Origin of the sequence: Microbacterium sp. AB (assembly GCF_032878875.1) — a bacterium.
Lineage (GTDB): Bacteria > Actinomycetota > Actinomycetes > Actinomycetales > Microbacteriaceae > Microbacterium > Microbacterium betulae.
Window position 1 is genome coordinate 630,136 of record NZ_CP118157.1, and the last position, 24,708, is coordinate 654,843.

At 68.0% G+C, this 24,708-nt stretch carries 28 protein-coding genes and 3 tRNA genes; 16 read left to right on the forward strand and 15 right to left on the reverse strand.

Going from position 1 to position 24,708, the window contains the following annotated elements; translation table 11 throughout:
- Positions 1 to 2: 2 nt before the first annotated feature.
- Positions 3 to 626, reverse strand: coding sequence for a hypothetical protein (locus N8K70_RS02830; protein ID WP_317140103.1), 624 nt, complete (start codon positions 624 to 626; stop codon positions 3 to 5).
- Between the two features lie 495 nt (positions 627 to 1,121).
- Positions 1,122 to 1,526, reverse strand: coding sequence for a hypothetical protein (locus tag N8K70_RS02835; RefSeq protein WP_317140104.1), 405 nt, complete (start codon positions 1,524 to 1,526; stop codon positions 1,122 to 1,124).
- Positions 1,527 to 1,664: 138 nt separating this feature from the next.
- On the opposite strand from N8K70_RS02835, the gene N8K70_RS02840 reads away from it, so the two are divergent.
- Complete coding sequence (locus N8K70_RS02840) at positions 1,665 to 2,282, forward strand: hypothetical protein (protein WP_317140105.1); 618 nt, start codon at positions 1,665 to 1,667, stop codon at positions 2,280 to 2,282.
- A 350-nt stretch (positions 2,283 to 2,632) separates the two neighbouring features.
- Here N8K70_RS02840 and N8K70_RS02845 read toward each other — a convergent pair whose 3' ends face one another.
- Positions 2,633 to 3,121 carry a YajQ family cyclic di-GMP-binding protein gene (locus tag N8K70_RS02845; protein ID WP_317140106.1) on the reverse strand — a complete coding sequence of 163 codons (489 nt, stop codon included), beginning with the start codon at positions 3,119 to 3,121 and terminating at the stop codon, positions 2,633 to 2,635.
- 82 nt (positions 3,122 to 3,203) lie between these two features.
- Here N8K70_RS02845 and N8K70_RS02850 point away from each other — a divergent pair, with 82 nt between their 5' ends.
- Positions 3,204 to 3,695 (forward strand): FBP domain-containing protein, encoded by a 492-nt coding sequence (locus N8K70_RS02850; RefSeq protein WP_317140107.1) that lies wholly within the window; start codon positions 3,204 to 3,206, stop codon positions 3,693 to 3,695.
- Positions 3,696 to 3,707: 12 nt separating this feature from the next.
- On the opposite strand, the gene N8K70_RS02855 is transcribed toward N8K70_RS02850, so the two are convergent.
- A complete protein-coding gene (locus N8K70_RS02855) occupies positions 3,708 to 4,718 on the reverse strand; it encodes a LacI family DNA-binding transcriptional regulator (RefSeq protein ID WP_317140108.1) in 1,011 nt (336 codons plus the stop codon).
- 204 nt (positions 4,719 to 4,922) lie between these two features.
- Between N8K70_RS02855 and N8K70_RS02860 the strand changes: the two genes are divergently transcribed.
- The 7 genes from N8K70_RS02860 to N8K70_RS02890 are packed head-to-tail and all read left to right on the forward strand — an operon-like array spanning position 4,923 to position 11,522.
- Complete coding sequence (locus tag N8K70_RS02860; protein ID WP_317140109.1) at positions 4,923 to 5,699, forward strand: LamB/YcsF family protein; 777 nt, start codon at positions 4,923 to 4,925, stop codon at positions 5,697 to 5,699.
- Complete coding sequence (locus tag N8K70_RS02865; protein ID WP_317140110.1) at positions 5,696 to 6,412, forward strand: 5-oxoprolinase subunit B family protein; 717 nt, start codon at positions 5,696 to 5,698, stop codon at positions 6,410 to 6,412. Before N8K70_RS02860 ends, N8K70_RS02865 begins: the two co-directional genes overlap by 4 nt.
- Positions 6,409 to 7,419, forward strand: coding sequence for a 5-oxoprolinase subunit C family protein (locus N8K70_RS02870; RefSeq protein ID WP_317140111.1), 1,011 nt, complete (start codon positions 6,409 to 6,411; stop codon positions 7,417 to 7,419). The genes N8K70_RS02865 and N8K70_RS02870 overlap by 4 nt, the downstream gene beginning before the upstream one ends.
- A complete protein-coding gene (locus tag N8K70_RS02875) occupies positions 7,416 to 8,750 on the forward strand; it encodes an MFS transporter (protein WP_317140112.1) in 1,335 nt (444 codons plus the stop codon). Before N8K70_RS02870 ends, N8K70_RS02875 begins: the two co-directional genes overlap by 4 nt.
- A gap of 56 nt (positions 8,751 to 8,806) precedes the next feature.
- Positions 8,807 to 9,562, forward strand: coding sequence for an SDR family oxidoreductase (locus tag N8K70_RS02880; protein WP_317140113.1), 756 nt, complete (start codon positions 8,807 to 8,809; stop codon positions 9,560 to 9,562).
- Positions 9,559 to 10,308, forward strand: a complete 750-nt coding sequence (locus tag N8K70_RS02885; protein ID WP_317140114.1) for a 4-carboxy-4-hydroxy-2-oxoadipate aldolase/oxaloacetate decarboxylase — start codon at positions 9,559 to 9,561, stop codon at positions 10,306 to 10,308. Before N8K70_RS02880 ends, N8K70_RS02885 begins: the two co-directional genes overlap by 4 nt.
- Positions 10,305 to 11,522 carry an aspartate transaminase gene (locus N8K70_RS02890; RefSeq protein ID WP_317140115.1) on the forward strand — a complete coding sequence of 406 codons (1,218 nt, stop codon included), beginning with the start codon at positions 10,305 to 10,307 and terminating at the stop codon, positions 11,520 to 11,522. The genes N8K70_RS02885 and N8K70_RS02890 overlap by 4 nt, the downstream gene beginning before the upstream one ends.
- A gap of 68 nt (positions 11,523 to 11,590) precedes the next feature.
- Here N8K70_RS02890 and N8K70_RS02895 read toward each other — a convergent pair.
- A tRNA-Tyr gene (locus N8K70_RS02895) sits at positions 11,591 to 11,672 on the reverse strand.
- Between the two features lie 200 nt (positions 11,673 to 11,872).
- Between N8K70_RS02895 and N8K70_RS02900 the strand changes: the two genes are divergently transcribed.
- The 5 genes from N8K70_RS02900 (at position 11,873) to N8K70_RS02920 (ending at position 15,439) form a co-directional block, all read left to right on the forward strand.
- Positions 11,873 to 12,931 (forward strand): hypothetical protein, encoded by a 1,059-nt coding sequence (locus N8K70_RS02900; RefSeq protein WP_317140116.1) that lies wholly within the window; start codon positions 11,873 to 11,875, stop codon positions 12,929 to 12,931.
- 58 nt (positions 12,932 to 12,989) lie between these two features.
- Positions 12,990 to 13,781 carry an inositol monophosphatase family protein gene (locus N8K70_RS02905; protein ID WP_317140117.1) on the forward strand — a complete coding sequence of 264 codons (792 nt, stop codon included), beginning with the start codon at positions 12,990 to 12,992 and terminating at the stop codon, positions 13,779 to 13,781.
- 257 nt (positions 13,782 to 14,038) lie between these two features.
- A complete protein-coding gene (locus N8K70_RS02910) occupies positions 14,039 to 15,190 on the forward strand; it encodes a M23 family metallopeptidase (protein WP_317140118.1) in 1,152 nt (383 codons plus the stop codon).
- A gap of 80 nt (positions 15,191 to 15,270) precedes the next feature.
- A tRNA-Thr gene (locus N8K70_RS02915) sits at positions 15,271 to 15,342 on the forward strand.
- A 23-nt stretch (positions 15,343 to 15,365) separates the two neighbouring features.
- A tRNA-Met gene (locus N8K70_RS02920) sits at positions 15,366 to 15,439 on the forward strand.
- 135 nt (positions 15,440 to 15,574) lie between these two features.
- Here the strand turns inward: N8K70_RS02920 and N8K70_RS02925 are convergent.
- Positions 15,575 to 16,540, reverse strand: a complete 966-nt coding sequence (locus tag N8K70_RS02925; RefSeq protein WP_317140119.1) for a DUF3825 domain-containing protein — start codon at positions 16,538 to 16,540, stop codon at positions 15,575 to 15,577.
- Positions 16,541 to 16,666: 126 nt separating this feature from the next.
- Here N8K70_RS02925 and N8K70_RS02930 point away from each other — a divergent pair, with 126 nt between their 5' ends.
- Positions 16,667 to 17,308, forward strand: coding sequence for a type IV toxin-antitoxin system AbiEi family antitoxin domain-containing protein (locus N8K70_RS02930; RefSeq protein ID WP_317140120.1), 642 nt, complete (start codon positions 16,667 to 16,669; stop codon positions 17,306 to 17,308).
- A 317-nt stretch (positions 17,309 to 17,625) separates the two neighbouring features.
- On the opposite strand, the gene N8K70_RS02935 is transcribed toward N8K70_RS02930, so the two are convergent.
- Positions 17,626 to 18,075, reverse strand: coding sequence for a hypothetical protein (locus tag N8K70_RS02935; RefSeq protein WP_317140121.1), 450 nt, complete (start codon positions 18,073 to 18,075; stop codon positions 17,626 to 17,628).
- A gap of 87 nt (positions 18,076 to 18,162) precedes the next feature.
- Here N8K70_RS02935 and N8K70_RS02940 point away from each other — a divergent pair.
- Positions 18,163 to 19,340 (forward strand): IS3 family transposase gene (locus N8K70_RS02940; RefSeq protein WP_394357785.1). Its coding sequence is split into 2 segments (ribosomal slippage): positions 18,163 to 18,429 and positions 18,432 to 19,340, totalling 1,176 coding nucleotides; the frame shifts between segments, so codons are not numbered across the junction.
- Here N8K70_RS02940 and N8K70_RS02945 read toward each other — a convergent pair.
- The 8 genes from N8K70_RS02945 to N8K70_RS02980 all read right to left on the reverse strand — a co-directional run bounded on the left by N8K70_RS02945 (position 19,311) and on the right by N8K70_RS02980 (position 24,587).
- Entirely contained in the window at positions 19,311 to 19,670 is a 360-nt protein-coding gene (locus tag N8K70_RS02945; RefSeq protein ID WP_317140122.1) for a DUF7662 domain-containing protein, read from the reverse strand. The two genes, N8K70_RS02940 and N8K70_RS02945, sit on opposite strands and share 30 nt — an antisense overlap.
- A gap of 2 nt (positions 19,671 to 19,672) precedes the next feature.
- On the reverse strand, positions 19,673 to 20,230 hold the full coding sequence (locus N8K70_RS17105) for a tyrosine-type recombinase/integrase (RefSeq protein WP_394357799.1): 558 nt from the start codon (positions 20,228 to 20,230) through the stop codon (positions 19,673 to 19,675).
- A gap of 330 nt (positions 20,231 to 20,560) precedes the next feature.
- Positions 20,561 to 20,791 (reverse strand): hypothetical protein, encoded by a 231-nt coding sequence (locus N8K70_RS02955; protein WP_317140124.1) that lies wholly within the window; start codon positions 20,789 to 20,791, stop codon positions 20,561 to 20,563.
- On the reverse strand, positions 20,778 to 21,017 hold the full coding sequence (locus tag N8K70_RS02960; RefSeq protein WP_317140125.1) for a helix-turn-helix transcriptional regulator: 240 nt from the start codon (positions 21,015 to 21,017) through the stop codon (positions 20,778 to 20,780). Before N8K70_RS02960 ends, N8K70_RS02955 begins: the two co-directional genes overlap by 14 nt.
- A complete protein-coding gene (locus N8K70_RS02965; protein ID WP_317140126.1) occupies positions 21,010 to 22,311 on the reverse strand; it encodes a replication initiator in 1,302 nt (433 codons plus the stop codon). Before N8K70_RS02965 ends, N8K70_RS02960 begins: the two co-directional genes overlap by 8 nt.
- Before the next feature lie 43 nt (positions 22,312 to 22,354).
- Positions 22,355 to 22,786, reverse strand: a complete 432-nt coding sequence (locus N8K70_RS02970; RefSeq protein ID WP_317140127.1) for a hypothetical protein — start codon at positions 22,784 to 22,786, stop codon at positions 22,355 to 22,357.
- Positions 22,783 to 24,189 carry an FtsK/SpoIIIE domain-containing protein gene (locus N8K70_RS02975; RefSeq protein ID WP_317140128.1) on the reverse strand — a complete coding sequence of 469 codons (1,407 nt, stop codon included), beginning with the start codon at positions 24,187 to 24,189 and terminating at the stop codon, positions 22,783 to 22,785. Before N8K70_RS02975 ends, N8K70_RS02970 begins: the two co-directional genes overlap by 4 nt.
- Complete coding sequence (locus tag N8K70_RS02980; protein WP_317140129.1) at positions 24,189 to 24,587, reverse strand: plasmid replication, integration and excision activator; 399 nt, start codon at positions 24,585 to 24,587, stop codon at positions 24,189 to 24,191. Before N8K70_RS02980 ends, N8K70_RS02975 begins: the two co-directional genes overlap by 1 nt.
- Positions 24,588 to 24,708: the final 121 nt, after the last annotated feature.

The window sequence follows — 24,708 nt, forward strand, 5'->3', positions numbered from 1 at the left end:
ATCTACTGCCCCCAGCATCCCACGCCGCCGGTGACGTAGGCGTTGAGGTAGATGGCGTGCACGCCATAACTAGCGGTCTTGCAGACGGTGAGGAAGGCGGCATTGGCACCTACCAATGCGCCGATCGCAGTGCTGACACCCGCAGCCGGCGCGACGCCAACCGCGGCGAAGACTGCCGCGACAGCGCCTGCACCAGCGGCCCCCGCTGCCACGCCTGCGATGAGCGTGTCCGTCTGACACGAGTTCAGCGCCCACTGCCAGAACGCCCCGTAGAAGCCGGTGTACCCGCTCTTGCCCGTGCATGCGGCAGCAGCCGTCGCGATGATCTGCGCAGTCGCCGTAGACGGGGAGACCGTAAGCCCACCGCCGATGGTCGTCCACCCTTGCGTTTCGAGAACGTGAGCGAAGTCCGCGATGCCTTGCGCAGACGCCCCTGTATCCTCTGCGGCACCGATGTCGAACGTCTTGGCGCCGAAGTCGGTGGCGGACTCGAGCGCGTCGAGCTCCGCCGCTTGCTCAGCCGTGAGCGTGCCGCCTTCCTCGAAGATCTGCGTCTCGGGGGACACGGGGGGCTCCTCGGCCGCCGATGCCGATGCCGCAACGCCGAACGACACCAGCGAGGCCACGACAGCTCCTATGGGCGTCAGACGGCCTCGGGGTGGTCTCCTCGCCGGGACCCTGCTCTGAACGGGCTTCGAGCCCATATTGATGTTCATCGTCTCTCCTTCGATTTCACACTTCGTGCGGTTCGACGTCGAATCCCCCACGCTACGCAGAGGACAATCGGGACGCAGTCCCCTCTTCGGGGGACACGGCGGGCACCGAGCTTCCGTCGCAGGCGCTTTCGTGACGTGCCTCGGATGCTCGGTCGTGATGCGCTCCGGCGCGAGCGGGGAGGGATGCCCCTGCGGGCGTGTCGCGCGCGATATACGGCGGTGCGCCCGTCGACGACTCGCCCGGCCTGCCCGCCTCTCGTGCGCGGATGCCCGGATGCCGCGCGGATGCCCTGAGCGGCTACGTGAGCGGTGCCGTCATAATGATGCGGCGCCCATAGCCGTCGAGACCCTGCGCGACCTCGGCCCGGATCAACGCGTGGTGGAACGATGCCGTTGCTTCGCCCTCTACGAAGCCAGCGCGCGCGTAGAAGGGCGCGTTCCACGGGATCTCGGCATATGTGCGCAGGGTGAGTTGCGCGTGACCGCGGCGGCGGGCCTCGTCTCCGCGGTCGTCATGATCGACCGCTTCACCTCGACCGGCGACGTCTGTAACGTGTGCGAATTGAACGTGTTGTCCTTCCCGCCGAAGTTGAACACCTCGTACGGGCTGTCGAGCGAATCCAGCAGACCATGCGCCGCGGCCATCATCTTCTCCGCCAACAACTGCCGCGACTCCGCCAGATCCACCCGATGCGCCTCAACCGCCGCCGCCGTAGCCGACCGGTCGAACGACAAGCCCAGCTGCTTCGCGATCTTCGTCACCACCGCCCCGTACAGTCCGACCGTCTTCGCGATCGAGTTCCGCGACATTTCCTCAGCGTGAAGCTCGTGTACGCGCTGGCGTGTTTCCGCGGTGACTGGTCGTCCGCGGGGCTGGAGGCCTCCGATCCGGGCGCCTGGGCCGGTGTCAGTAGTTGTGCGTCGTCGGAACGGGGGAATGATGGGAGTGTGAGCCTGACGGATTACTTGACGTTCGAGTGGTGGGCGCAGATTTGGATACCGGCGGCACTCGGCGCTGCGACGGTGGTCGTCTCGATCGCTGCGTTAGTTGCCTCGGGTCGTGCGACGAAGCTCGCGCACGATGTTGAGCGGCAACGGGTGGCGGCGCAAGACGAGCGGGAAAGGACCGAAAGGCGACTTCGTCTCCAGGAGATGGCGCTTGTCGAGGCTCGTGCGTTGCAACGGTGGCTGTCCGAGGTCCGTCATCAGAGGATCGGTTTCGGCCGGTCGGCGGCCCTCACCAGCCCGCTTCCTAGAAGCGACGCCGAGGAAGCGCGTCTTGACGCGGAGGTGCTCTTGACTCAGAGTCTTGTGCCCGGGGCCCAGCTGCTCTTCGATTTGACCAGTTACGACATCCGCAGCCGGGACCTGGTAGTCCCTGACGGGCGGGATACGGACGAAGGTGAAAGGGCGGTGGCCTATGGGCGCTTGGACGAGAACGATGAGCGCACGGCCGCGAGGATTCGCGATTGGGCGCTTGACCCGGAGGGGAGTCTCGACCAGATGAAACGCGATTGGAATATGGTCAGCGACGACGGGAGCGAGTACATTTTTGGCGGCGACTGACACGACGAAGCCTCGGCGGTATGACTCTATTCAGGGACCGTTCCGGGGCTTCTGTCTGGGCGGAATGCTCCACCGTCCACTAAACACTGTGCTATGAACGCAAGATTTCCATATTCGATTTCGCTCGACGTTCAGCGGCGTGTCGGAATGCCGCTCGGGCGTCCTCGCTTCAGCGTCTCGCCCAGCCGATCAGCGGCCTTCGCGAGGACGTGCATCTTGCCGCCGATGAGCCTGGACGCTATCCGCTCCGAGCGGACCCACTCGTAGATCGTGCGCTTCGACCATCCCCCGAGCACAGCGGCCGGACTCTCTGCAGACGGAAACCGAGAACCCCCAGGCCACAGCTCGCCTCAGCGGTAGTTGATGAACTGCAGGTCGATGTCGAGGTCGGCGGCCTTGAGCAGGCGGATGACCTCCTGCAGGTCGTCGCGGCTCTTCGACTGGACGCGCAGCTCGTCGCCCTGGATCTGCGACTTCACGCCCTTGGGGCCCTCGTCGCGGATGATCTTGCCGATCTTCTTGGCGCTCTCCTGCGCGATGCCCTCCTTCAGCGTGGAGGTGATGCGGTACTCCTTGCCGCTGGCGACGGGCTCGCCCGCCTCGAGGCTCTTGAGCGAGATGCCGCGCTTGATGAGCTTCGACTGGAAGACGTCGAGGACGGCCTTCGCGCGCTCCTCGCTGTTCGCCTTGATGAGGATGGCCTCGCCGCTCCACTCGATCGACGAGTCCGTGCCCTTGAAGTCGTAGCGCTGCTCGACCTCCTTGCGCGCCTGGTTGAGCGCGTTGTCGGCTTCCTGCCGGTCGATCTTGGAGACGATGTCGAAGCTGGAGTCTGCCATGACCGAAAGCCTACCCATCCGCCCCGCCGCGCCGGGAGATTCGTAGACTGTCCGGCGGATGCCCACAGGCGAGGAGGAACGGATGCGACCGCTGACAGAGGACGAGGTCATCGACTCGTTCGTCAACGCGGACGACCGCGAGCTCGCGGTCGTCGCGCTGCCCCACGACTTCCCGCTCACCGAGTGGGACCACCTCGACTTCCTCGCCTGGCGCGATCCGAACACGCGCAGCCGGGGGTACCTCGTCGCCGAGATCGACGGCGCGCCGACGGGGGTGGTGCTCCGCGCGGCGTCGAGCACGTCGAACGCGCGCCACGGCATCTGCAACATCTGCCGCACGATGCAGCCGGGAAGCCAGGTGACGATGTTCACGGCGCGGAAGGCGGGGAGCGCGGGGGAGAAGGGCGACAGCATCGGAACGTACATCTGCGCCGACCTCTCGTGTCACGAGAACGTGCGCCTCGCGCTGCCGCTCGCGCCGAACGAGTACCGCGCGAGCGTCGACAGGAAGATCGACGGCACCGCTCGGCGGTCGCGGGCGTTCGTCGAGCGCGTGCTCGAGGACGCCGCATAGCGCCGGAGGGTTTCACCCGGGGGCCGGCCCCGTCGACTCCCTCACCGACAGGTGCGCCGCGATGCGGTCCACGCGGTGGCCGCGGTCGCGCGTCGCGAGCCGGCCGATGAGGAGGTCGGTGACGTCACGCCCGGCGCGCTCGCCGGGGGAGGTCACCGTCGTCAGCGGCGGGTGTGCGAAGGACGCGCCGAAGATGTCGTCGCAGCCCACGACGCTCATCCGACCGGGGACGGCGATGCCGAGCCGCCGGAAGCGCTGCAGCGCCCCGATCGCGAGGGTGTCGTTGAAGAAGATCGCCGCGGTCGCCGGCGTCAGGGCGACGGCGTCGGCCGCCGCGGCGCCGGAGGCGAGGGACGGCTGGAAGGAGCCGACGGGGATGAGGTCGGCGCCGTGGGCCTCGGCCGCGCCCGTCAGGGCGGCGAACCGGGCGCGATCGCTCCACGAGCTCGCAGGCCCGCGCACGTACGCGATACGCCGATGGCCGAGTGAGACGAGGTAGTCGAGAGACTGCGCGAGCCCCGACGGGGTGTCGATGAGCACTCCCGTCAGCCCTTCGATCTCGCGGTTGAGCACGACGAGCGGGACGTTGTCGGCCATGTCGCGGATGACCGCGTCGTCCGCGCGCGGGGAGGCGAGCACGACGCCGTCGACCGTGCGGGAGAGCTCCCCGAGCCAGGTCGTCTCGACGTGGACGGACTCCTCCGTGCTGACGAGCAGGTGGAGGTAGCCCGCCGCCTGCGCCTGCGCCTGGCTGCCGCGGATGACGTCGAGGTTGAAGGGGTTCGACAGGTTCGGCAGCACGAGGGCGACGCTGCCCCGGGCCATCCGGTCGCGGTCGTCGGTCAGCGCGGCGGAGCGGTAGCCCATGTCCCGGGCCTTGCGCACGATCCGCTCGTACATCGCGGGGCTCACGCGATTCGGGTTCGACAGCGCGCGAGACACGGTCGATGGGGCGACGCCGCACGCCGCGGCGATGTCCGTCAGGGTGACCCTGCGGGAATTCCTCGGGGAGGGGATCGCCATCGGAGCTCCTCTCACATGGCAAGAAAATTGCCAGATGGATGGCTGATGTGGCCGAGACTACCGCACTGCATTTCTGCGAGCCGAGCGGATCTGGCAAGGATCTGGCAAATCTCGTTGCCTTTTACGCGGGGGAAACATTCACTTCAATAGCGTGCTTCTGACATGACCGAACGGCATGTCCCCGACGACGGAAGGAGCCCCCGGGTGACTCGGACGATCGACCTCGTGGCCGACCTCGGCGAGGGCTTCGGCGACTGGCGCATGGGAGACGACGAGGCGCTCCTTGACGTCCTCACGTCGGCCAACATCGCGTGCGGCTTCCACGCCGGCGACCCCCGCATCATGGACCGCACGGTCGCGGAGTGCGTCCGCCGGGGAGTCGCCGTCGGGGCGCATCCGAGCTTCCCGGACCTCGTCGGGTTCGGCCGACGCGCGATGGACCTCACCGCGGACGAGGTGCGCACGGACGTCGTCTACCAGCTCGGCGCGCTCTCGGCGTTCGCCCGCGTGCACGGCACGCGCGTCGCGCACCTCGCACCGCACGGACGGCTCGGCAACCTCGTCGCGACGCGCCCCGACTACGCGGCCGCCGTCGTCGACGCCGTGCTCGGCGTGGACCCGACGCTCGTCGTGCTCGCGCAGGACGGCGAGCTCGCGTCCGCGGCACGGGCGGCGGGCCTCGCCGTCGGCATCGTCGGGATCGCCGACCGCGCCTACCAGGACGACGGCACCCTCGTGCCGCGCTCGAAGCCCGGAGCGGTGATCCACGACGCCGACGAGATCGCACGGCGGACGGTCCGGATGGTCCTCGACGGCGTCGTCGAGAGTCGCGGCGGCGTGCTCCTCCCCGTCGCCGCCGACACGATCCTCCTCCACGGCGACAACCCGTCGGCCGTGGAGCTGTCGCGGCGGATCCGGACATCGCTCGAGGCCGCGGGCGTGGACGTCGCCCCCCTCGACGCGGATGCGCTCCGCCCGTGAGCATCGCGACCATCCTGCCGACGGGCGAGTCCGCGCTCCGTGTGACGGGGACGACGGGCGACCGCGAGGCCGACTGGCGCGTCGTCCACGCGCTCGCGCGTCGCGTGACGTCGGACGGCGTCGACGGGGTGCTGAGCGCCATCCCGACGTATGAGTCGGTGCTCGTCGAGTTCGACGCGACGACGACGGGGTACGCGGCGATGACGGCCGTGCTGCAGGCTCTCCTCGCGGAGATCGACCCCGCCGCGCCCCTCCCCGGTCCCTCGCGCCGCTTCGTCGTCCCGGTGCTCTACGGCGGCGACGGCGGTCCGGACCTCGGGCACGTCGCCGCCGTCACCGGCCTGACGCCCGAGGGGGTCGTCGCTGCGCACACCGCTCCGACCTACGTGGTGCGATGCCTGGGCGCCCCGGGCGGCTCGCCCATGCTCGACGGCCCGTCGCTCCCCGTGCCGGTGCCGCGCCTGCGGAGCCCGCGCACGCACGTCCCGCAGGGAGCCGTCTCGCTCGCGGGACGTCAGGCGACCATCACGCCGGCCGCCGCCCCGGGCGGATGGTGCCTCATCGGCCGCACGCCGTACACGGTGCTCGACCTCGCCGCCGAGCCGCTCGTGCCCTACGCCCCGGGCGACACGCTGCGCTTCGAGCGGATCGACGAGGCGCGGTTCGAGGAGCTCGCCGGCCGCCGGCTCGCACCCGAGGACGCGACACGATGAGCCCTCGTCTCGTCGTCACCGTCGCGGGGCGCAGCGCCGTGACCGACCTCGGCCGTGCGCGCGGGCCGGCGTTCGGCCTCCCCGTCAACGGCGCGCTCGACCAGTACTCCGCGCGCGTGGCGAACATCCTCGTCGCCAACGACGAGAACGCCCCGATCATCGAGGCCACGGCGTTCGACGTCGCCTTCGTCCCCGACACCGACGTCCTCATCGCCGTCACGGGCGCGTCGATGGAGGTCACGGTCGACGGATGCGCCCGGCCCATGTGGGAGCCCGTGCCCGTCGTCGCCGGGCAGGAGGTGCGGCTGGCATCGATGACGGCGGGCATGCGCACGTACGTGGCCGTGCACGGATCGTTCGACGTGCCGGATCTCCTGGGCAGCTGCGCCCCCGACACCGTCATCGGCTTCGGCACCGTGCTGGCGGACGGCGCCGCGATCGCCCTGCGCGCCCGCACCGCCGCTCCCGTCAACCCCTACTTCGGCATCTCGCTCTTCCACTTCGGAGTGGATCGCCCGCACTTCGGCGACACCGCCTACGTCGACGTCACCGACGGCCCGGACATCGAGGAGTTCGCCGGCACGTCCCGCCGCCTCTTCGACGCGCCCTACCGGGTGAGCACGCAGAGCGACCACATCGGGCTGCGCATGACCGGATCGCTCCCCGAGCGGGTGAGGGCCGACGAGATGATCTCTCGCGGCATCCCGGTCGGCGCGATCGAGGTCCCGCCGGGGGACGAGCTCCTGGTCCTCCATCGCGGGAGAGGGGTCACCGCCGGCTATCCGGTCCTGGCGGTCGCGACCTCCACCTCCCTCGACGCCCTCGGCCAGGTGCGGCCGGAGGCGTCCGTCGTGTTCCGCGGGGTCACCGTCGACCAGGCGGGCAGGGACGCGCGCGCGTGGCGCGAGCGCCTCGACGCCCTCCGCGACCGCGTCGCGACCGTCTACTCCTGCATCGGCGCGGACGACCTCGTCCCGCTCCGCCCACTCGAAAGGAATCTCCCATGAGTTCCGCTACACGAACCCGCACCGTCCGCATCGACCAGCAGCCGAGCCGCCGCAAGGTGGTCACCGCGGGCTGCATCGGCATCTTCGTCGAGCTGTACGACAACGGCATCTTCGCCTTCATGGCGTCGGCGCTCGCCCTCGTCTTCTTCCCCCGCGACGACGCGACGAGCGCGCTCGTCTTCGTCTTCGCCGGCTACGCCGTGTCGTTCTTCGTCCGCCCGCTCGGCGCCATCTTCTTCGGCATCCTCGGCGACCGTTTCGGCAGACAGCGGATGCTCGTCGCCGTCATCATGCTCATCAGCGTCGCCACGGCCGGGCTGGGCCTGCTGCCGCCGTACTCGGCCATCGGCATCGCCGCCCCCATCCTCCTCGTGCTGCTGCGCATGCTGCAGGGCTTCTCGGTGGGCGGCGAGGCCGCGGGCGCCATGACGTTCCTCGCCGAGCACGCCCCGGAGGGCAGGCGCGGCCTGCACACGAGCCTCGCGCAGATCGCGTCGTTCGCGGCGCTCCTCACGGGCACGATCGTCGCCTACCTCATGTCGCCGTGGCTCACGGCCGAGGCCATCGACGGCGGCGGGTTCGGAGCGTGGGCCTGGCGCATCCCGTTCCTCGTGGCCGTGCCGCTCGGCGTCATCGGCTGGTACATCCGCAAGTCGCTCGAGGACACCCCCAACTTCCAGAGGCTCAAGGCGGAGGGCGGGCTCTCCCGCAACCCGCTCAAGGAGGCGTTCTCGACGCCCGAGCACCGCCGGGCGATGATGCTGGCCCTGATCATCCCGCTCATGAACGGATCCGGATACTACGTGCTGTTCAGCTACATGCCCACGTTCCTCAAGGGCGACCAGATCGGGTTCGACATCGGCACGGCGCTCATCGTCACGGCGAGCAGCCTCGAGGCGATCTGCATCGCCATCCCGGTCATGGGCGCGCTGTCGGACCGCGTCGGCCGCAAGCGCGTGATCGCCGGCGCCGCGATCGCGATGGCCATCGTCGCGATACCCGCCTACGCGCTCATCGCGACGGGACAGCTGGGCCTCGCCATCCTCGGAGCCTGCACCATGGCCGTCGTGTTCGCGGGGCACACCGCCGTCATCCACATCCTCATCGTGGAGCTCTTCCCGACGCGCATCCGCTACAGCGCCTACGGCCTCGGCTACAACATCTCCTCGGCGCTGTTCGGCGGCACCGCGCCCCTGCTCATGACCTGGCTCATCGGGCTGACGGGCAACGTCTACATGCCGGCGTTCTACGCGGTGGTCACCTCGCTCGGCACCCTGTTCGCCGTGCTCACCGTCACCGATCGCGCGCACGTCCCGCTACGGGACGAGTGACGCCGCCACGAGACCTCGCGGCGCACGGCGCCGCGGCAACGAAAGGAGGGGCATCCGTGCCCTACAGCGACTATCGGACCGCCCTCGTGACGGGCGCGTCGACCGGGATGGGAGCCGCCACGGTCGAGAGGCTCGCGGCGAACGGCATCGTCGTCCACGCCGTCGCGCGGGACGCCGCGCGTCTCGAGGCGCTCGCCGAGCGCACGGGCGCCGTCCCGCACGCCGTCGACCTGTCCGACACCGACCGGCTGGAGGAGGAGCTGTCGGGGATCGAGGTCGACGTCCTCGTCAACAACGCGGGCGTGAGCGCGCCGGGAAACATCCTCGACGCCTCGCGCGGGACCGTCGACGCGATGGTGGACGTGAACCTCCGCGCCGTGCTCCACCTCACGAGGATCTTCCTGCCGGGGATGGCGGAGCGCGATCTCGGCCACATCGTCAACGTCTCGAGCATCGCGGGGCTGTACAACTTCTTCGGGCACACCGCGTATCACGCGACCAAGGCCGCGGTGCACCAGATCTCGCGACAGATCCGCAACGACACCGTCGGCAAGCGCATCCGCGTGACGGAGATCGCGCCCGGGCGCGTCGAGACCGAGATCTTCGGGCGCAACCTCGGCGGATCGCCCGAGGCGATGAAGGAGGCGTGGGAGACCTACTACGAGGGGTACGAGTCGCTCACGACCGCGGACATCGTCGCCGCCATCGACTTCGCGATCGCCGCGCCGCGGCACGTGAACGTGGGCCTCCTGGAGATCATGCCGACCTTCCAGGTGCCCGGAGGACTCACCTTCGACAGGAGAAACGCATGAGCACCACGACGTCCGTCCGTCCCCTGACGACCCCGCCGCACGTCACGACGCGCCTCGAGCGCGCCGCCCCCGAGGCCATCGCGCGCCTGGGCCGGTTCGGCACCGCGAGCATCCACGAGGCGCAGGGGCGTCGTGGCGCGGTGGCCTCGCACATCAAGCCCGTCGATCCGTCGATGCGCTTCGCCGGCTCGGCCTTCACGGTGGTGTGCGCCCCGCGCGACAACCTCATGCTGCAGGTGGCGATCCACTACGCGCAGCCCGGCGACGTGCTGCTCGTCTCGGCCGGCGAGCTCGCCCAGGCCGGGACCTTCGGCGACGTCCTCGGCAACGCGAGCAAGGCGAAGGGCGTCGCCGCGGTCGTCACCGACAGCGGCGTGCGCGACACCGCGTCGCTGCGCGAGCTGGGCCTGCCGGTCTTCTCGGGCAGCGTGTCGATCACGGGCACCGTCAAGGAGACGCTCGGGCCGATCAACCAGCCCCTCGTCTTCGGAGGCCAGCTCGTGCACCCGGGCGACGCGGTGGTGGGCGACGCGGACGGCGTCGTCGTCGTGCGCCACGACGAGATCGACCGGGTCGCCGCGCTCTCCCAGGCGCGCGAGGAGCACGAGGCCGAGCTCATCGAGCTGTACAAGGCGGGGCGCACGACGATCGACCTCTGCAACCTCCACGACGTGCTGCGCGAGAAGGGACTCACGACCGACATCGACGACGTCGACCCCGATCAGGGACTGGGGGCGCGCCCGTGACCGCATCCGTCCCCTTCATGCCCGCGGCACGCGTCCGGCGGATCAGAGAGTCGCCGAGCTCGGCGGCGGCCGCCCGGGTGCGCGAGCTGAAGGCCGCGGGCCGGGACGTCCTGGACCTCACCGTCGGAGAGCCGGACTTCGACACTCCTCGTCATGTGAAGGACGCGGCCATCCGCGCCATCGAGGCGGGGGAGACGAAGTACACGCCCGTCAACGGCACGCCGCGGCTGCGCGAGGCGATCCGCACGCGACTGCTCCGGACGACGGGCATCCGGTACGACGACGCGCAGATCACCGTGGGCGGCGGCGGGAAGCAGGTCGTCTATCTCGCGTTCACGGCATCGCTCGACGAGGGCGACGAGGTCATCGTCCCGGCGCCCTACTGGGTCTCGTACCCCGACATGGTGCGGGCCAACGACGGGACGCCGGTGATCCTCGCGACGCGCGCCGAGGACCGCTACAAGGTGACGCCCGGCGCGCTCCGGGCCGCCATCACCCCGCGGACGAAGTGGCTCGTGCTCAACGCCCCGAGCAACCCGACGGGCGTCCTCTACACGCGCGGGGAGCTCGCGGCGCTCGGCGAGGTCCTCGCCGAGGCGCCCCACGTGCGCGTGCTCACGGACGAGATCTACGACGAGATCGTGTTCGGCGACGAGCGCGCCGTGGGCCTCGCGCAGGCGGCCCCCGGCATCCGCGACAGGGTCCTCACCGTCAACGGCGTCTCGAAGAGCTACGCCATGACGGGATGGCGGCTCGGCTACGCCGTCGGCGATCCCGGGGTGATCGGGGCCATCAACCTGCTGCAGTCGCAGACGTCGTCGTGCCCCTCCTCGATCACGCAGGCCGCCGCCGCCGAGGCGCTGACCGGGGACCAGTCGTTCGTCGCCGAGGCCGCGGCGGTGTACCGCGAGCGGCGGGACCGCGCCGTGGAGCTCGTCGGCGCGGTGGACGGGCTCGCTCCCATCGTGCCGGACGGGGCGTTCTACCTCTTCGTCGACTGCCGCGGACTCCTCGGCCGCACGACGCCCACCGGCGCCGTGCTCGAGAACGATCAGGACGTCGCGCTCTACTTCCTCGAGGAAGCGGGCGTGGCCGTCATCCAGGGGTCCGCCTACGGCGTGGCGCCGTTCTTCCGCATGTCGTTCGCGACGGACCGGGAGACGATCGAGGCCGGCATCGGGGCGATCCGGGAGGCCGTCGAGCGGCTCGGCTGAGCCGCAGGGAGGCGCCTCGGCAGCGCAAGAGCCCCGGATCGATGCGATCCGGGGCTCTTGCACAGGGGTGGCGAGTGAGGGATTCGAACCCCCGAAGCATGACGCGGCTGATTTACAGTCAGCTCCCTTTGGCCGCTCGGGCAACTCGCCAGTGCGCACCCGCCCGACTTGGACAGACGACCGGAGGCGCGAGAGATCATGTTACCCGGTGAGGGCGGCGAGCCGAAATCCTCCGGCCGGGCGGCTGCCCGGGCGCGTTGCCCCCGGTTCGGCGGGGAGCCTCCCGGAGCCCGGCGCGTCGTGGAAGGATGGCCTCACCGCACCCGCCCTGCCCGTCGAAGGGGATGAAGATGTCTGCACCGTACGCGCCGTATGACCCGCAGCAGCCGCCGCAGCCCGAGGATCGCCCGATGTCGAAGCTCATCAAGGGCTCGATCTGGATCGCGATCGGCGCCCTCATCGCCGCTGCGCTCGTGTGCGTCGTCTGGGTGCTCGTCGGGGACCAGAACGGGCTCATCGGGAAGGCCTTCCTCACCGTCCTGCTGCTCGCGGCGTTCGCGGGCGTCGTCCTGCTCGACGCGGGTCTCGCGCCGCGTCGCCCGGACTGGTTCGCGCTCGCGAGCATGGTGTCGTGGATCGTCGTCCTCCTCGTGGGGGCCGTGAAGATCTGGATCAAGGATCCCCCGTACGGGCGGGATGCGATGGGCTATGGATACGGCTACGGCGTGGACGGGGCCGAGCGGTTCTTCCAGTTCGTGCTCGTCATCGGCGTGCTCCAGCTCACGCTGCTGCACGCGCGCCTCTACTGGAAGGCGCACGAGCGCCACGTGACGACCTTCACGCGCACCATCGCGATCGTGACGACGGCCTTCCTCCTCGCGCTGGCGGGGATGCTCGTCTTCTTCCTGACCTTCCCGCGCACGGTCGAGTACGGCGAGCTCTACTGGCGCATCGTCGTCTCCCTGGCCATCCTCGCGGCGGTCGGCACGACGATCCTCCCGCTGCTCAACGCGCTGTTCGCGCCGAAGCGGCCCCGGTCGGCGTACGCCGGCGCACCGGGCGCCTCCGTGCCGCAGGTCGCACCCTCGTACGGCGTCGCCGACTCGTGGGCGCCGGTCGGGGCGGCTCCGCAGCCGCAGGCGTGGCCGACATACGTCGACGGCGTCACGCCGCTTCCGGTTCTGCCCGACGGGAGCCCCGACTGGAACGCGTACTACACGGGGTATCCGACCTATCCGCAGTGGTCGCAGGCGCCGTCGTGGCAGGACCCCTCCGCCGCGCCCGATCCGTCCGGGCAGCAGTGGTCCGCGCCCGCGCAAACGTCCTCCGGGCAGCCCGCCCCCGACCCATCCTCCGGTCCCGGAGGCCAGGACATCCCGCCGCGTCCGCCCCTTCCTCCGGTCGTCTGACGGCACGGCGACGGCCGGCACCAGGGGCGCCGTGGCGCAGGATCGATAGCGTGGGGGCATGACCTTCGAACTCGAGCTGCGCGACCTTGCCATCGACATCGCCCGCGAGGCGGCGGAGCTCGCCCGGCGCCGACGCGCCGAGGGCGTCGCGATCGCCGCCAGCAAGTCGACGATCGCCGACATCGTCACGGAGGCCGACCAGGAGGTCGAGGCCCTCATCCGCGAGAGGCTCTCCGCGGCGCGCCCCGACGACGGGTTCCTGGGCGAGGAGTCCGGGGGAGACGAGGGCGCATCCGGCGTCACGTGGGTCGTCGACCCGATCGACGGCACCGTCAACTACGCCTTCGGACAGCCGTCGTACGCCGTGAGCATCGCTGCCGTGACGGGGCCGGCCGACCCGGGCGGATGGCAGGTGCAGGCGGGCGTCGTCGCCGCGCCCGCTCTCGGCGAGGTCTTCGTCGCCGCGCGCGGGCACGGAGCGTTCCTCGGCGGGCAGCGCCTCTCCGTGACGGAGGGCTCCCCGGCCGGCGCGCTCGTCGCGACGGGCTTCGGGTACGACCCGGCCACGCACGCGGGCGCCATCGCGGAGCTGAGCCGCGTCATGCCGATCGCCCGTGACCTCCGCCGTGCCGGTGCGGCGTCGCTCGACCTCGCCTTCGTGGCCGCCGGGCGCCTCGACGCCTACTACGAACGCGGGCTCAAGCCCTGGGACATGGCCGCCGGCTCGCTCCTCGTGGAGGAGGCGGGCGGGCGGATCGGATGGCTCGACGCCGACGAACGGGGGCGGAGGATGCTCGTCGCCGCGAGCGCCCACCTGCACGAAAAGCTCGTCGGCGTGCTCCGCGCATGACGCTCGATTCGTGCACAGGGCGTCATGTGCCGTAAATTCATCCCCAGCCGAGGGCCGTGGATGGCGCTCCCAGAGATCATCCGCTACGTTGGTTACGCGATCGTTACTTTTGCGACCCGAACGCAGGAGAGGCGATCACTCCCCGTTCACGTTTCTCGCTGTCCCCCACAGTGACCGACGGAAAGTACGCCTCCTTGCCGCTCGACATGCCCTCGGCCGAAGCCGCGCCCCCGCGCCGCTCGCGTCGCGATCTTCGCGTGACGACCCCGCCGAACCCGCAGTCCGATCGTGTGCAGGCGCGAGCCGACGAGGCCGTGCTGCCCGAGCCGCCTCTCACGCGTCGGCGGCTGCGCGAGCTCGCCTCGGCCACTCCCGAGATCATCAACGACGGAGACGCCGACTTCGGCGAGCCCCTGAAGGTCGCCGAGCAGGTCGCGAGCGCGACGGGAGCCATCCCGCTTCCCCGCGACGAGGACGAGTTCCTCGCGGCGGCGCGCGCCCTCCGGTTCACGGGGGAGACGCCCGTCGTCGCTCCGGCGGAGGCCGCGAAGGCGCCGACGCCCGAGAAGGTCTCGTCGGACGCGGCGCATGTCGCCCCGCGTCGTCGTCCCGCCTTCCGCCGCGTCGCGACGACCGCCGCGTCGATCGGCGCGATGGGCGTCATCGGCCTCCTCGCCGTGGGGATGACGACGCCGCTCGGCGCCATCGCGCAGGGCGACGGCGCGAACGCCGCCGCGTCGGTCTCGATCGCGGCCGACAGCGACGAGCAGGCGCTCGGCGACGAGGAGATCCAGGCGTTCGTCGCCTCGTCGGACGTCCAGAACCTCGATGTCCAGCGTTCGCAGGGCTACTCGGCGGAGACGCTCGCCACCATCGCGTCGGCGGACGGCATCAGCACCTCCGGGGCGTTCTTCACCAACGACGCCTCCGCCGACATCCAGTGGCCCTTCGCGGTGGGGACGAGCATGAGCTCGGGCTACGGCATGCGCTGGGGCCGCCTGCACGAGGGCATCGACTTCACGCCCGGCGACGGGGCTCCCGTCCAGGCGATCGCCGACGGCGTCGTGCGCATCGCGACGGAGTCGGGCGGCGCCTACGGCGTCACGGTGTACATCGACCACGTCATCGACGGCAAGGTTGTGACGAGCCATTACGCGCACATGCAGTACGGCTCTCTGCAGGTCGTCCAGGGCCAGAAGGTGGAGGCGGGCGACATCGTCGGGCTCACCGGCAACACCGGCCGCTCGTACGGTGCGCACATGCACTTCGAGATCATCATCAACGGGTCGACGACAGACCCCCTGCCCTGGCTGCAGGAGTACGCGAACACGCGCTATTCCGACGACGAGGAGGCTGCGGCGGACGCGAGCCTGGCCACCCTCCTGGGAGACGAGATCACGGTCGAGTGATCGACGCGCGCGGCCTGTGCGCGTTCGAACACACGCGCCGGGGATGATATCCTCGTGTGGTTGCCTTCTGAAGGCGGCATGCCCCGATAGCTCAGTGGCAGAGCACTTCCATGGTAAGGAAGGGGTCGTCAGTTCAATCCTGACTCGGGGCTCGCGGCATCTGCGGATGCATCGCGGCAGGGTAGCTCAGTTGGTGAGAGCGCACGACTCATAATCGTGAGGTCGCGGGTTCAAGCCCCGCTCCTGCTACAGAATGAAACCCCCGGTTTTCCGGGGGTTTTGTCGTATGTGGGGCGATATCTGGAGGAGTGGCCTCGGCGGTTGTGCCGGTTTTGTGCCGGTGGCCGCTCAGCAGACGGCCTCTGAACGCGCAGTAGTCGTTGACTAGGCCTCCAGCTCGGGACCCACTTCATCGTCCGAGAACGCATCGTCCACTGATGGTATGGCGGTCGCACTAGGGGCGAGCCAATCGCTATCTGGCCTGGCGACTAGACGCGCGTTTGTGTAGGCCATGTCGAGGGTCAGTACCGTATGACCGCGATACGCTCGGTCACCTACAACCGAGACCACGAGCGCTAGATCGGCAGTCCGATCGCCTGTCAGGTCCAGTGGCATCAAGAACTGAGCCCCCGCTTCTCCCAGCTTGGGATACCACTGCGGGATTACGAGCTTGTGGTTTCGTCGGACTCGACGCAACGTCAGATTGATGGCCGAATCAAGGGCCTGTCGAGCGCGTAGCGGTTGCTCGATCATCTCTGCAGGGAATCGATCGATGTTGTCCCCCAGAATGTGGTCATACGCAAGCTTGAGTTCGCGTCGCCAGTCGTAGACCAACTCCGAAGCCGAAGTTACGTACTCGGCCATCTGCGGCGGTTGATCGAAGTTCCGCAGGAGGTCTCGGCTCGACTCAGTTACCCAACCGGTGAAATACCAACGCTGCGCTGCGTGCTGGTTGCGCTGGAAGAAGCCGAAGATTTCTTCGGCATGAGGAGTGAGAAGGCCTGTGTTGAAAGCCGCGAACTCGCCATCCGCGGTTACCGCGATCTTGTCTTCCATGACCAACCGCCGATATGTGTACCGCAAGAAGCTATCCAGGATCGGCAAAGGGCGTCCGGTCGGCGTAGACCCCGTCCACTCTTCGGGCTCGGAGAGATGCGCGAGCGACGTCAATGTTTCTTCCCACGCGAGGCGTCCCAACTCAACTGGCTCGATCGTGCCTGGTGCCTGCCGGGGTCCCCGATACGGGAAGAACGCGAACGACCGCAGACGCTCAGCATGGCCTTCGGTTACAGGGCCGATTTCGCCTGACTGCCGTCGGGCCACATCCGCTGGAGTCGGGAACGAGTTCATCTCTGAACCCTAGCGCGGCGCTTCCGAGATCGCGTCAAGTCGCGTCCGCGGGTGCTAGGGACCTAGCAGTTCGCCGATCTCTCGTTGAAATCAGCTTTTGTCCCTCCAATAGGCTACAAATGCTGTATGTCAGGTCGCACTTTTTCCCGCCTCGGAGCGATCGCGTCCGAGCGCTGGGGCATGGTCACGACGTCGCAGGCCTCCGCTGCTGGGATCCCCCGTAAGACGCTGTCCGGTCTTGCTGCCTCCGGCGCAGTCGAGCGTGTTGCTCAAGGCGTGTATCGCATGGCAGGCGCTCCGGCTGCGGTGCTGGAGATAGATACGATCCGGATCCACTGGCTCGCTCTCGGCGGCTCGGTATCGGTGGTCGCCGCGGGGGTGACAGCGACCACTCTGCACAGCATCGGCGACTGGTTCCCCAACACGAGCGATTTCGTGACCCCGACTCGACGCACGACTCGACTCGACGGCGTTCGACTGCGAACCAAGGTTCTACACTCCGTCGACGTGACCCTCGTTGACGGACTGCCGACCATGACCGTTGAGCGCGCGATCGCCGATCTTATAGAAGCACGGGAAGATCCATCGCTCATAGCGGACGCTCTGCGGCACGCGGCGCAGCGGGGAACGTTCCTGCGACCGCGACGGTTTGCGCAGCTTCTCGACCCACTTGCGCATCGCAACGGCGAGGTGACAGGTGGCGCGCTTGCGGGACGACTGATGCTCGCCGCAGGGCTGGACAAATCCTGGACTGCCAGACTTCAATAACCCGGCGTGCCCATTCCGACACCGACGTCCACGGTCACAAATGCCGCGAGGTATCCGCTGCGGAATGCCAATATAAGCATGAGCCCAGCGAACCGGATCGTCTCGAAGCCATAGCCGGCCGTCAGTTGCCCTCCGATCGAGGGGGATCTCCTCGAGTTCGATGCAATCCGACAAGCTGTGGCCGCCGGTGCTCTCATCAACGGCAAGCATGCGTCGCTCTCGAGAGTCGAGTACACGCTCGCGAAACTCTGTGATGATCACTGGTGGTTCCTCCCGGTGGTGGAGCTGGGACCCTGCGAAGGCCTGGAGCCCTTTGGTCAGTGGTCGTCCACCGTCGCCTCGGAGCGCGCGATGGATGTCTTCCAGCTATCACTGGTCTCTGCGCCGCAAGTGGTCTCGAAGACCTGCTGAAGAGATGGCAGTTCGAAGCCGTCTCTCCAGAACTCGGTGGCACCCGCGACCTGCGCGATCCACAGAGGAGGCTCGACTCGGTACTCATCCACTAGCGTCAGGCACTCACCTTCTAGCACCCTCGCCACCCAACGGTTCGGCACCTGAAGGGTGTCGACCAGTTCGCCGCCGATCTGAGTCAGCATCCGGAGCCGCGAGGAGTTGACGTTCGTGAGACCAACCTTTGAGATTTTCGCCTCGCCGTAGCGAATCACGTAGACGACGTGGGGCTCCCACCAACCGTCGGTGATCTCGCGCATCCACTTGTCGAGTGACGCCGAGTCGGTGAGACGATCGCGGGCATACGCCACGGCCATACGCGTGATGCGGAGGTGGGGCGTGAGGAACGAATCGGTGACAACTGATCGTTAGTGCCGGGAGGCGCTGACGGGGAGGATGTCATCATGCCTGGTCCTTATCCCAGAGAGTTCCGCGAGGACGTCGTCGCGGTCGCTCGTAGCCGCGAGAGTGGCGTCACCATCAAACAGATCGCCACCGACTTCGGCATCAGCGAAGCAACGCTGCAGAACTGGCTCCGCCAGGCCGATGTCGAAGACGGCAACCGTCCCGGTCAGACCGCCGCGGACGCCGCGGAGGCTCGCGAGTTGAAGAAGCGGATTCGTCTCCTCGAGCAGGAGAACGAGGTCCTCAGGCGAGCGGCGGCGTATCTGTCGCAAGCGAACCTGAAACTCGGTGGCTCCCCAAAATGACGTACCCGCTCGTTGCCGAGCTCGCCGACGCGGGGATCCCCGTAACGGTGTCGTGCCGGGTCCTCAAGCTCGCCCGCCAGCCCTACTACCGCTGGCGCAATGATCCCATCCGCGACGCAGACGTCCTCCGCGCGTATCGGACCAACGCGCTGCATGACGCGCACCACGACGACCTCACGTTCGGATACCGATACCTCGCCGATGAGGCGCGTCGTGCAGGGTGGCGGATGAGCCGCAGGACGGCGTGGAAGCTATGCTCTCAGGCCGCGATTCTCTCGTCGGCGCAACGCCGGCGGCGGGGCAAGGGCAAGAAGGCCGGCCCGCCCGTGTTCGATGATCACGTCCAGAGGGCGTTCCGCGCGGACGCGCCGAACCGGCTCTGGCTCACGGATATCACGGAACATTGGACGAGCGAAGGCAAGCTCTACTGCTGCGCGATCAAGGACGTGTTCTCGAACCGGATCGTCAGTTACTCGATCTCGAACCGGATGACCGCGAAGCTCGCCGTCGACGCGCTCCGCAACGCCGTCACTCGCCGGGGTGAGGTCGCCGGCTGCATTCTGCACGCCGACAGGGGCAGTCAATTTCGCAGCCGCGCGATGGTCCGCGAGCTGCGCCGTCATGACATGGTCGGATCGATGGGCAGAGTCGGCGCGGCTGGCGACAACGCGGCCATGGAGAGCTTCTGGTCCCTGCTGCAGACGAACGTGCTTAACCAACAGCGGTGGGCGACGCGGCAAGAGCTGCGGCTGGCCATCGTGGTCTGGATCGAGCGGAAGTACCACCGTCAGCGAGCCCAAGACACCCTCGGCGGGTTGACGCCCATCGAGTTCGAAGCCAAGCTAGCCGAGCCGCTCACACTCGCGGCCTAAACCGAACCTGTCACCACTTCGTTCCTCACGCCCGTGGTTTACAGCCCCGTTCCACGAGATGGTGTTCACCGAAACGAACTCGACGCGGCCGTCGCCCGTGGGGTGCGGATGCCGTGAGGCAGCCAGCCAGCTCCGGGCGTGCGTCGCCGTCGGATTGGTGGTCCACCACCCAATGCCGTACGACCGCGCGCTCGAGGGCAACGGCCTTCCAAGGATCGTCTCAATCTCGTCAAACGAGAGTGTGATCGAGTCCTCGTCGTTGTGCTCCATCAGGTAGTCGAACAGCGGTGAGTAGCGACCCAGCCGCACCTGGTGATAGTCCCGAACCATCGTTACTTCTCCATTCCCATCAGTTTGTCGAGCGCACCGTTTGCGCGCAGCGCGGCATCGGCCCGTGCCTTGGTGTACTTCTCAGTCACTTGCATCGACGAGTGCCCGAGGATGGCCTGCACGTCGTTCGCGGCGGCTCCGGCGTCGAATAGCAGCGTGGCCAGCGTGTGGCGGAGATCATGGATGCGGAGGTCCGGGCGATCCAACTGCGCTCGGAGGGCATCCCAGTCGACGGCTCGTCTTACGTTCGACGTATTCAGGCGTCCGCCATTCGGTCCGGTGAAGACGAGTTCGTTTCGACCGCGGCCCTGCAAACGGCGAACAATGACGGGCCGCAGTGCAGACGGCAGCGGAACGGTGCGCTCCTTGTGGCTCTTCGGCGTCTGCTCGCGTACTTTGCCGCCGCCTGCTGGCGAGAAGCTGCGCCGAACGTTGATCACCCCGTGGGCGAGATCCACGTCGCTGACCCGCAGCGCGCTGGCCTCGCCTGCCCGCATGCCTGTGTAGACGAGAGCGGCGAGGTAGTCGCGGTGAGGCTCGCTTTCTACGAAGTCGAGCATGATCCCGACTTCGCCCACAGTCAGCGCTCGAGAGCGGACGTCCGTGGACCGCTCCTGCCGAGGCCGCCGCGCCAACCGCACTGGATTCGCGGAGATGATCCCAGCACGCGCAGCGCCCTCGAGGAGGCGACTGAGTACTGCGAGCGCGTCGTTGCGCGTCGACGCCGTGCCGGTCCAGCTGGTTATCGCGTCGTCGACGTCAGTGACTCCGATCGATTCGAGCTTCCGATGCCCGAGCCAAGGCTGCACACGGAGTCGCCAACCGCGCTCATATGCTGCTTCCGTCGCTGGGCGGACGCCTCCGATCAAGGTCGCCCAGTGGCGCACCTTCTAGGCATTGAGAGTCATCCCGCCCTCGGGCCTAACGCTGAGCCGGGCCTCGCTGCGAAGCTTCTTGGCCTCCGCGAGAGTGTCGACGAGGAAGCTGCGTTCCCGCTGCTCTCCGTTGATCCCGAGCGCCCACACTCGCACCTGGTACTTGTTTCGGTCGGCACGATAGCGGATGCCCTCGGGGAGCGCCTTCCTCGTCTTCGGATCGATCCGCTCGTTACCGGAGGCCATGAGTGCCTCCCGAGTCCAGGAAGGCTTCGATCGTGGAGGTTCGCCAGAGCATGTGCTTGCCCACGTGCGCGTCAGGGAAGGGGACGCGTGCCTGTCTCCGCAGCGAATCGAACGTCGACAGCGGGACGCGGCAACGCTCGGCGACCTCCTTTCGGGTCATGTACTTGTCGACCTGAGTTGACTCGATGTCGGCTCGGTCTTCAACGAGCTCCGCGGTGTTACGCATCCTTCTCTCCTTTCTCTTCGAAACGCACACGTCGCGCGTCTCGCCATTCACGTGCTGCTCGTGCCGCTTCGACCGCAAGAGCGCGATCACCCTCGGTGCGCCATCCCATCCCGGCGAAACTCCAGCTGCCGATCACGAGGACTTCATCGACGTCATGTCCTTCGGCCTGAGCGCGTTCGATGACCCGATCAAGCCGCCAACGACGCCGAGCGCCGCGCAGCGAGCCGAGGGTGACGGAGTAGCGGCGCGACTTCGATGAGAAGTGCCCGCGGAAGCCGAGCATGTGCGCCCACTTGGCCAGCAGGACGTATGGGCTTTCTGCTCCGCTTGCGTCCGCGATCAGCTCTGCACTCGCCTTGATGCGCCGGATGTGGAGCCGTCCACCGGTGTCGCCGTCCAGATCTTCCGTCGCCTTCGTCGCGTACTTGGCGATGTACGCAGCGACTGCGCGATCAGACAGCGCCCCGTCGAGTCCTCCGCGCCTGACGATGGGCTGCACGTCAAGCTGAGCACCCCACCGAAGGATCCGTGTGGTCAGATCGTTGCCGACGATCGGCGCTTCGAACGAAACTCGCTGCGCTGCCGCCTTGACCGCAGCCGTGAGATGCGCCTCGGTCACGTCGGCTGGCGTCGGCGGGAACTCCTCGGTGGCACTGACGCCATCGAGTCGAACGATCGCGTGGAAGTGCACGGCGCCGCGACGCTGGAACTCCGCGACCTTCGCGAACTGAACTCGAACGATGTCCGCGGCGGCACGCTGAGTGACGCCCAACTCGTGAGCGAGGCTTCGCCTGAGCTGAATCGTGAATCGACGCCACAGCTCGGGGGCGAAGAACTGCCACACGACATGTCCCTCGTAGTCGTAACACTCGTCGCACATCGGATCGCCGAGCACCGGATCCCCCTGCTCGTGGCCGCAGTTGCAGCCGCGCGGTCGACCATGGGAGCAGACACCGCGCAGCCGCGACCGCGAAGTCGAGTGGACCGAGCCGAAGGATGGCGCTGTCAGGGTCACGAACACCATCGGGTGATCAGCGACGGTCTCAGGGACGCCTTTCATCCCGCCCGCGGCACCGGCCATGATCATGTGCCAGGTGTCACCCTTGTACTCGTGGCTGCACGACTCGCATCGACGGGCACGCCGGTTGCCGCAACGCGTGTACGTCAGACCGTCGGGCTGCGTCGACGTGGCGAACTCGCGGATCACCCCTCCGCTCTGCGGATCGAGCGTTGCCGACGAACCAGTCAGGCGAACCGGGTTCGAGCAGAATCCAACTCGAGCGGCACCGGCCATCCACTGATCGAACTCCGCGCTCCGCAGGCGTGTGGCGACGGACTCAGCGAGGCTCACCGGTCACCACCATCGTCGGAACGGCGCAGCCGATCGGAGATACCGTGCCGATGACGTCCGCTGCCAGGACGGGGCGGCAGACCACAGCGTCGAGGTCATTCACACGACGGTGCTGCTGCCACTCGAGGATGTCGGCGTCGGTACAAGACAGATTCGCGATTCGGCCATAGACGCCGGTATACGAGACCATCGCTGAGTCCTCGTAGACCGCGAGGTAGTCCTGTTCGACACGGTCCCAGACAAGCCGTAGGTTGCAGGGCACGGGCTGCGCGGATGCCTCGTCAGCGGTGAGCGAGGTCGGCGAGGTGGACGAGGTGTGCGCGGCGATCGCGTAGCCGCCGGTTGCACCGCCGATCAGCAGCACTGCGCCGCTGAGGATCGCGATTGCTGCGATCCCGATGCGATTCTTCATGGTCATGATTCCTCCTGAGGTTCGGTTGTCTTGGTCCTGCGGGTGGCGCGGGTCCGTCGTGGTTTCGACTCGTCCTCCACGACCGGCAGAACCACCGGTCGTGGGTTCGGGGCGAAGTAGGTGAGAGCGGCATCGCGGATCTGCTCGTCAGCTGCGTAGGCCGCGCGTACCCGTTGGGGCGGCGTTCCGTTCTCCGCAAGGACGTAGGCAACGCCCGGCGTGGAAGCCGAGATCTCGTGGCACAGCGCACCAGCCGCGACCGCGCCGTCACCAAGCACCATGGCCGTCTCGGTTCGGTCACGCAGACGGAGTCCGACGGTCTGGGTGAACAGTCCGCGCGCAGGCAGCGTCTCTTTGCGAGGGTCTTGCAGACATGCGAACACGATGAAGCCGACGGCGCGACCCTGTGAGGCGAGTGTGGCGATGGCTGCGTTCGCGCGCCGCAGCATCTCGCGATCGGTCTCGTACGCGGTGAGGGCAGCCAGTTCATCGATCAGGACGATCACGGTTGGGCTGTCTACGGTCGGCGTGTGCTGACGCGTGATCCCGGCGAGCTTTCGCGCGCGATCCTGCATCTGGTCGACGGCATCCTCGAGCAGTGCGACCGAGTGGGCAGCATCGGAAGCGAAGCGAGTCAGCAGATCGCGCCCCATCGCCAGTTCCATGCCTCCCTTGCGGTCGATGCCCCACACCTCGATCAGTCCGGAATGGATCGGCTGCACGAGGCCGAGGAGGAGTCCCCACACGAGCGAGGCCTTTCCGCTGCCCGAGGAGCCCGCCACGAGCGTGTGGGGCCCGAGAGGCAGTCGCCATTCGGCACCGCCGTCCGAGATCCCCATGAGCACGGATGCGCCATCCCAGGTGCCTCCGAGCGGGAAGCCGAAGGGCTGTGCCAGTGCATCGACGTACTCGATCCGTAGGGCGAGCGAACTGATCTGCTCACCCTCGACCGTTACGCGTACAGCGTTGAACGCCTGAGCGATGCGAGCAGCCGCCGCGACAAGGTCTTCTCGGGCGAGGCCTGGAGGCATCGATACCTGAAGGAAACATGTCGAACCGTCCCAGCTTGGGTTTCCCGCGCCAGTGACGATCTTTCGCCCGGAGTAGTCCCTGACCTCGAGCCCCAGCTGGACTGCAAGCGACGGCCACGAGCCGACAATCCACCTCGCGGTCTGCTCTTGCCAGCGACGCTGCAGAAGCGAGTCGAAGTGTCGAGCGGCGCGAATCCGACGCAACACGATGATCGCGACCGCCGCGACGACGGTCCAGTTGATGACGTGGCCGACGAAGGGCGCTGCGCTGAAGAACGTGAGGATGAGCAGGAAGGGGAGTAGCCACCAGCCGCGTCGCCAAAGCAGCGGCCACTCGCCCGCCCAGTAGGCGCGTTCAACACGCCAGGACCAGGTCATCACTCACCGCCCCGCGGCTTGCCAGCAGGCTTCATCTCGCGTGCACGGAGGGAGAAGGCGACGCGAGGTCGACCACCGGTCTCCTTGACGTAGGGCGTCACGGTGAGCCCGTCGAAGAAGACCGGGCGGAACGGCAGGCCATTGGCCTCCGGCGGTGCCGTCGGTTCCGAGATGCTCGCGATCTTGACCGTGACCTCGTTTTGGCCCTTCCGGGCCTCGGGATCCGCGTCGATGACGCGCACCTGCCACAGCGGGTGCCCCGAGTTCTTGTCGAGATCCTGTCCCTGACGTTGGCCGTCGTCGGACCACTTCACGACCGCTTCGATTTCGCCGACCATGAACGCTCCGCGGGGGAAGTACGCCTCGAAGCTGACCGGGATTCCTGACTGCAGTGCCATAACTAGTTCCGCTCAGTTGGTGAACCTTTTGCTCACAGCATCAGCATGACGCGAAATGGGTCGAGTGTCAACCTTTCTCTTACATCGTCGAACTGAGTCTCACTCGCGAAGTGATAGGCGC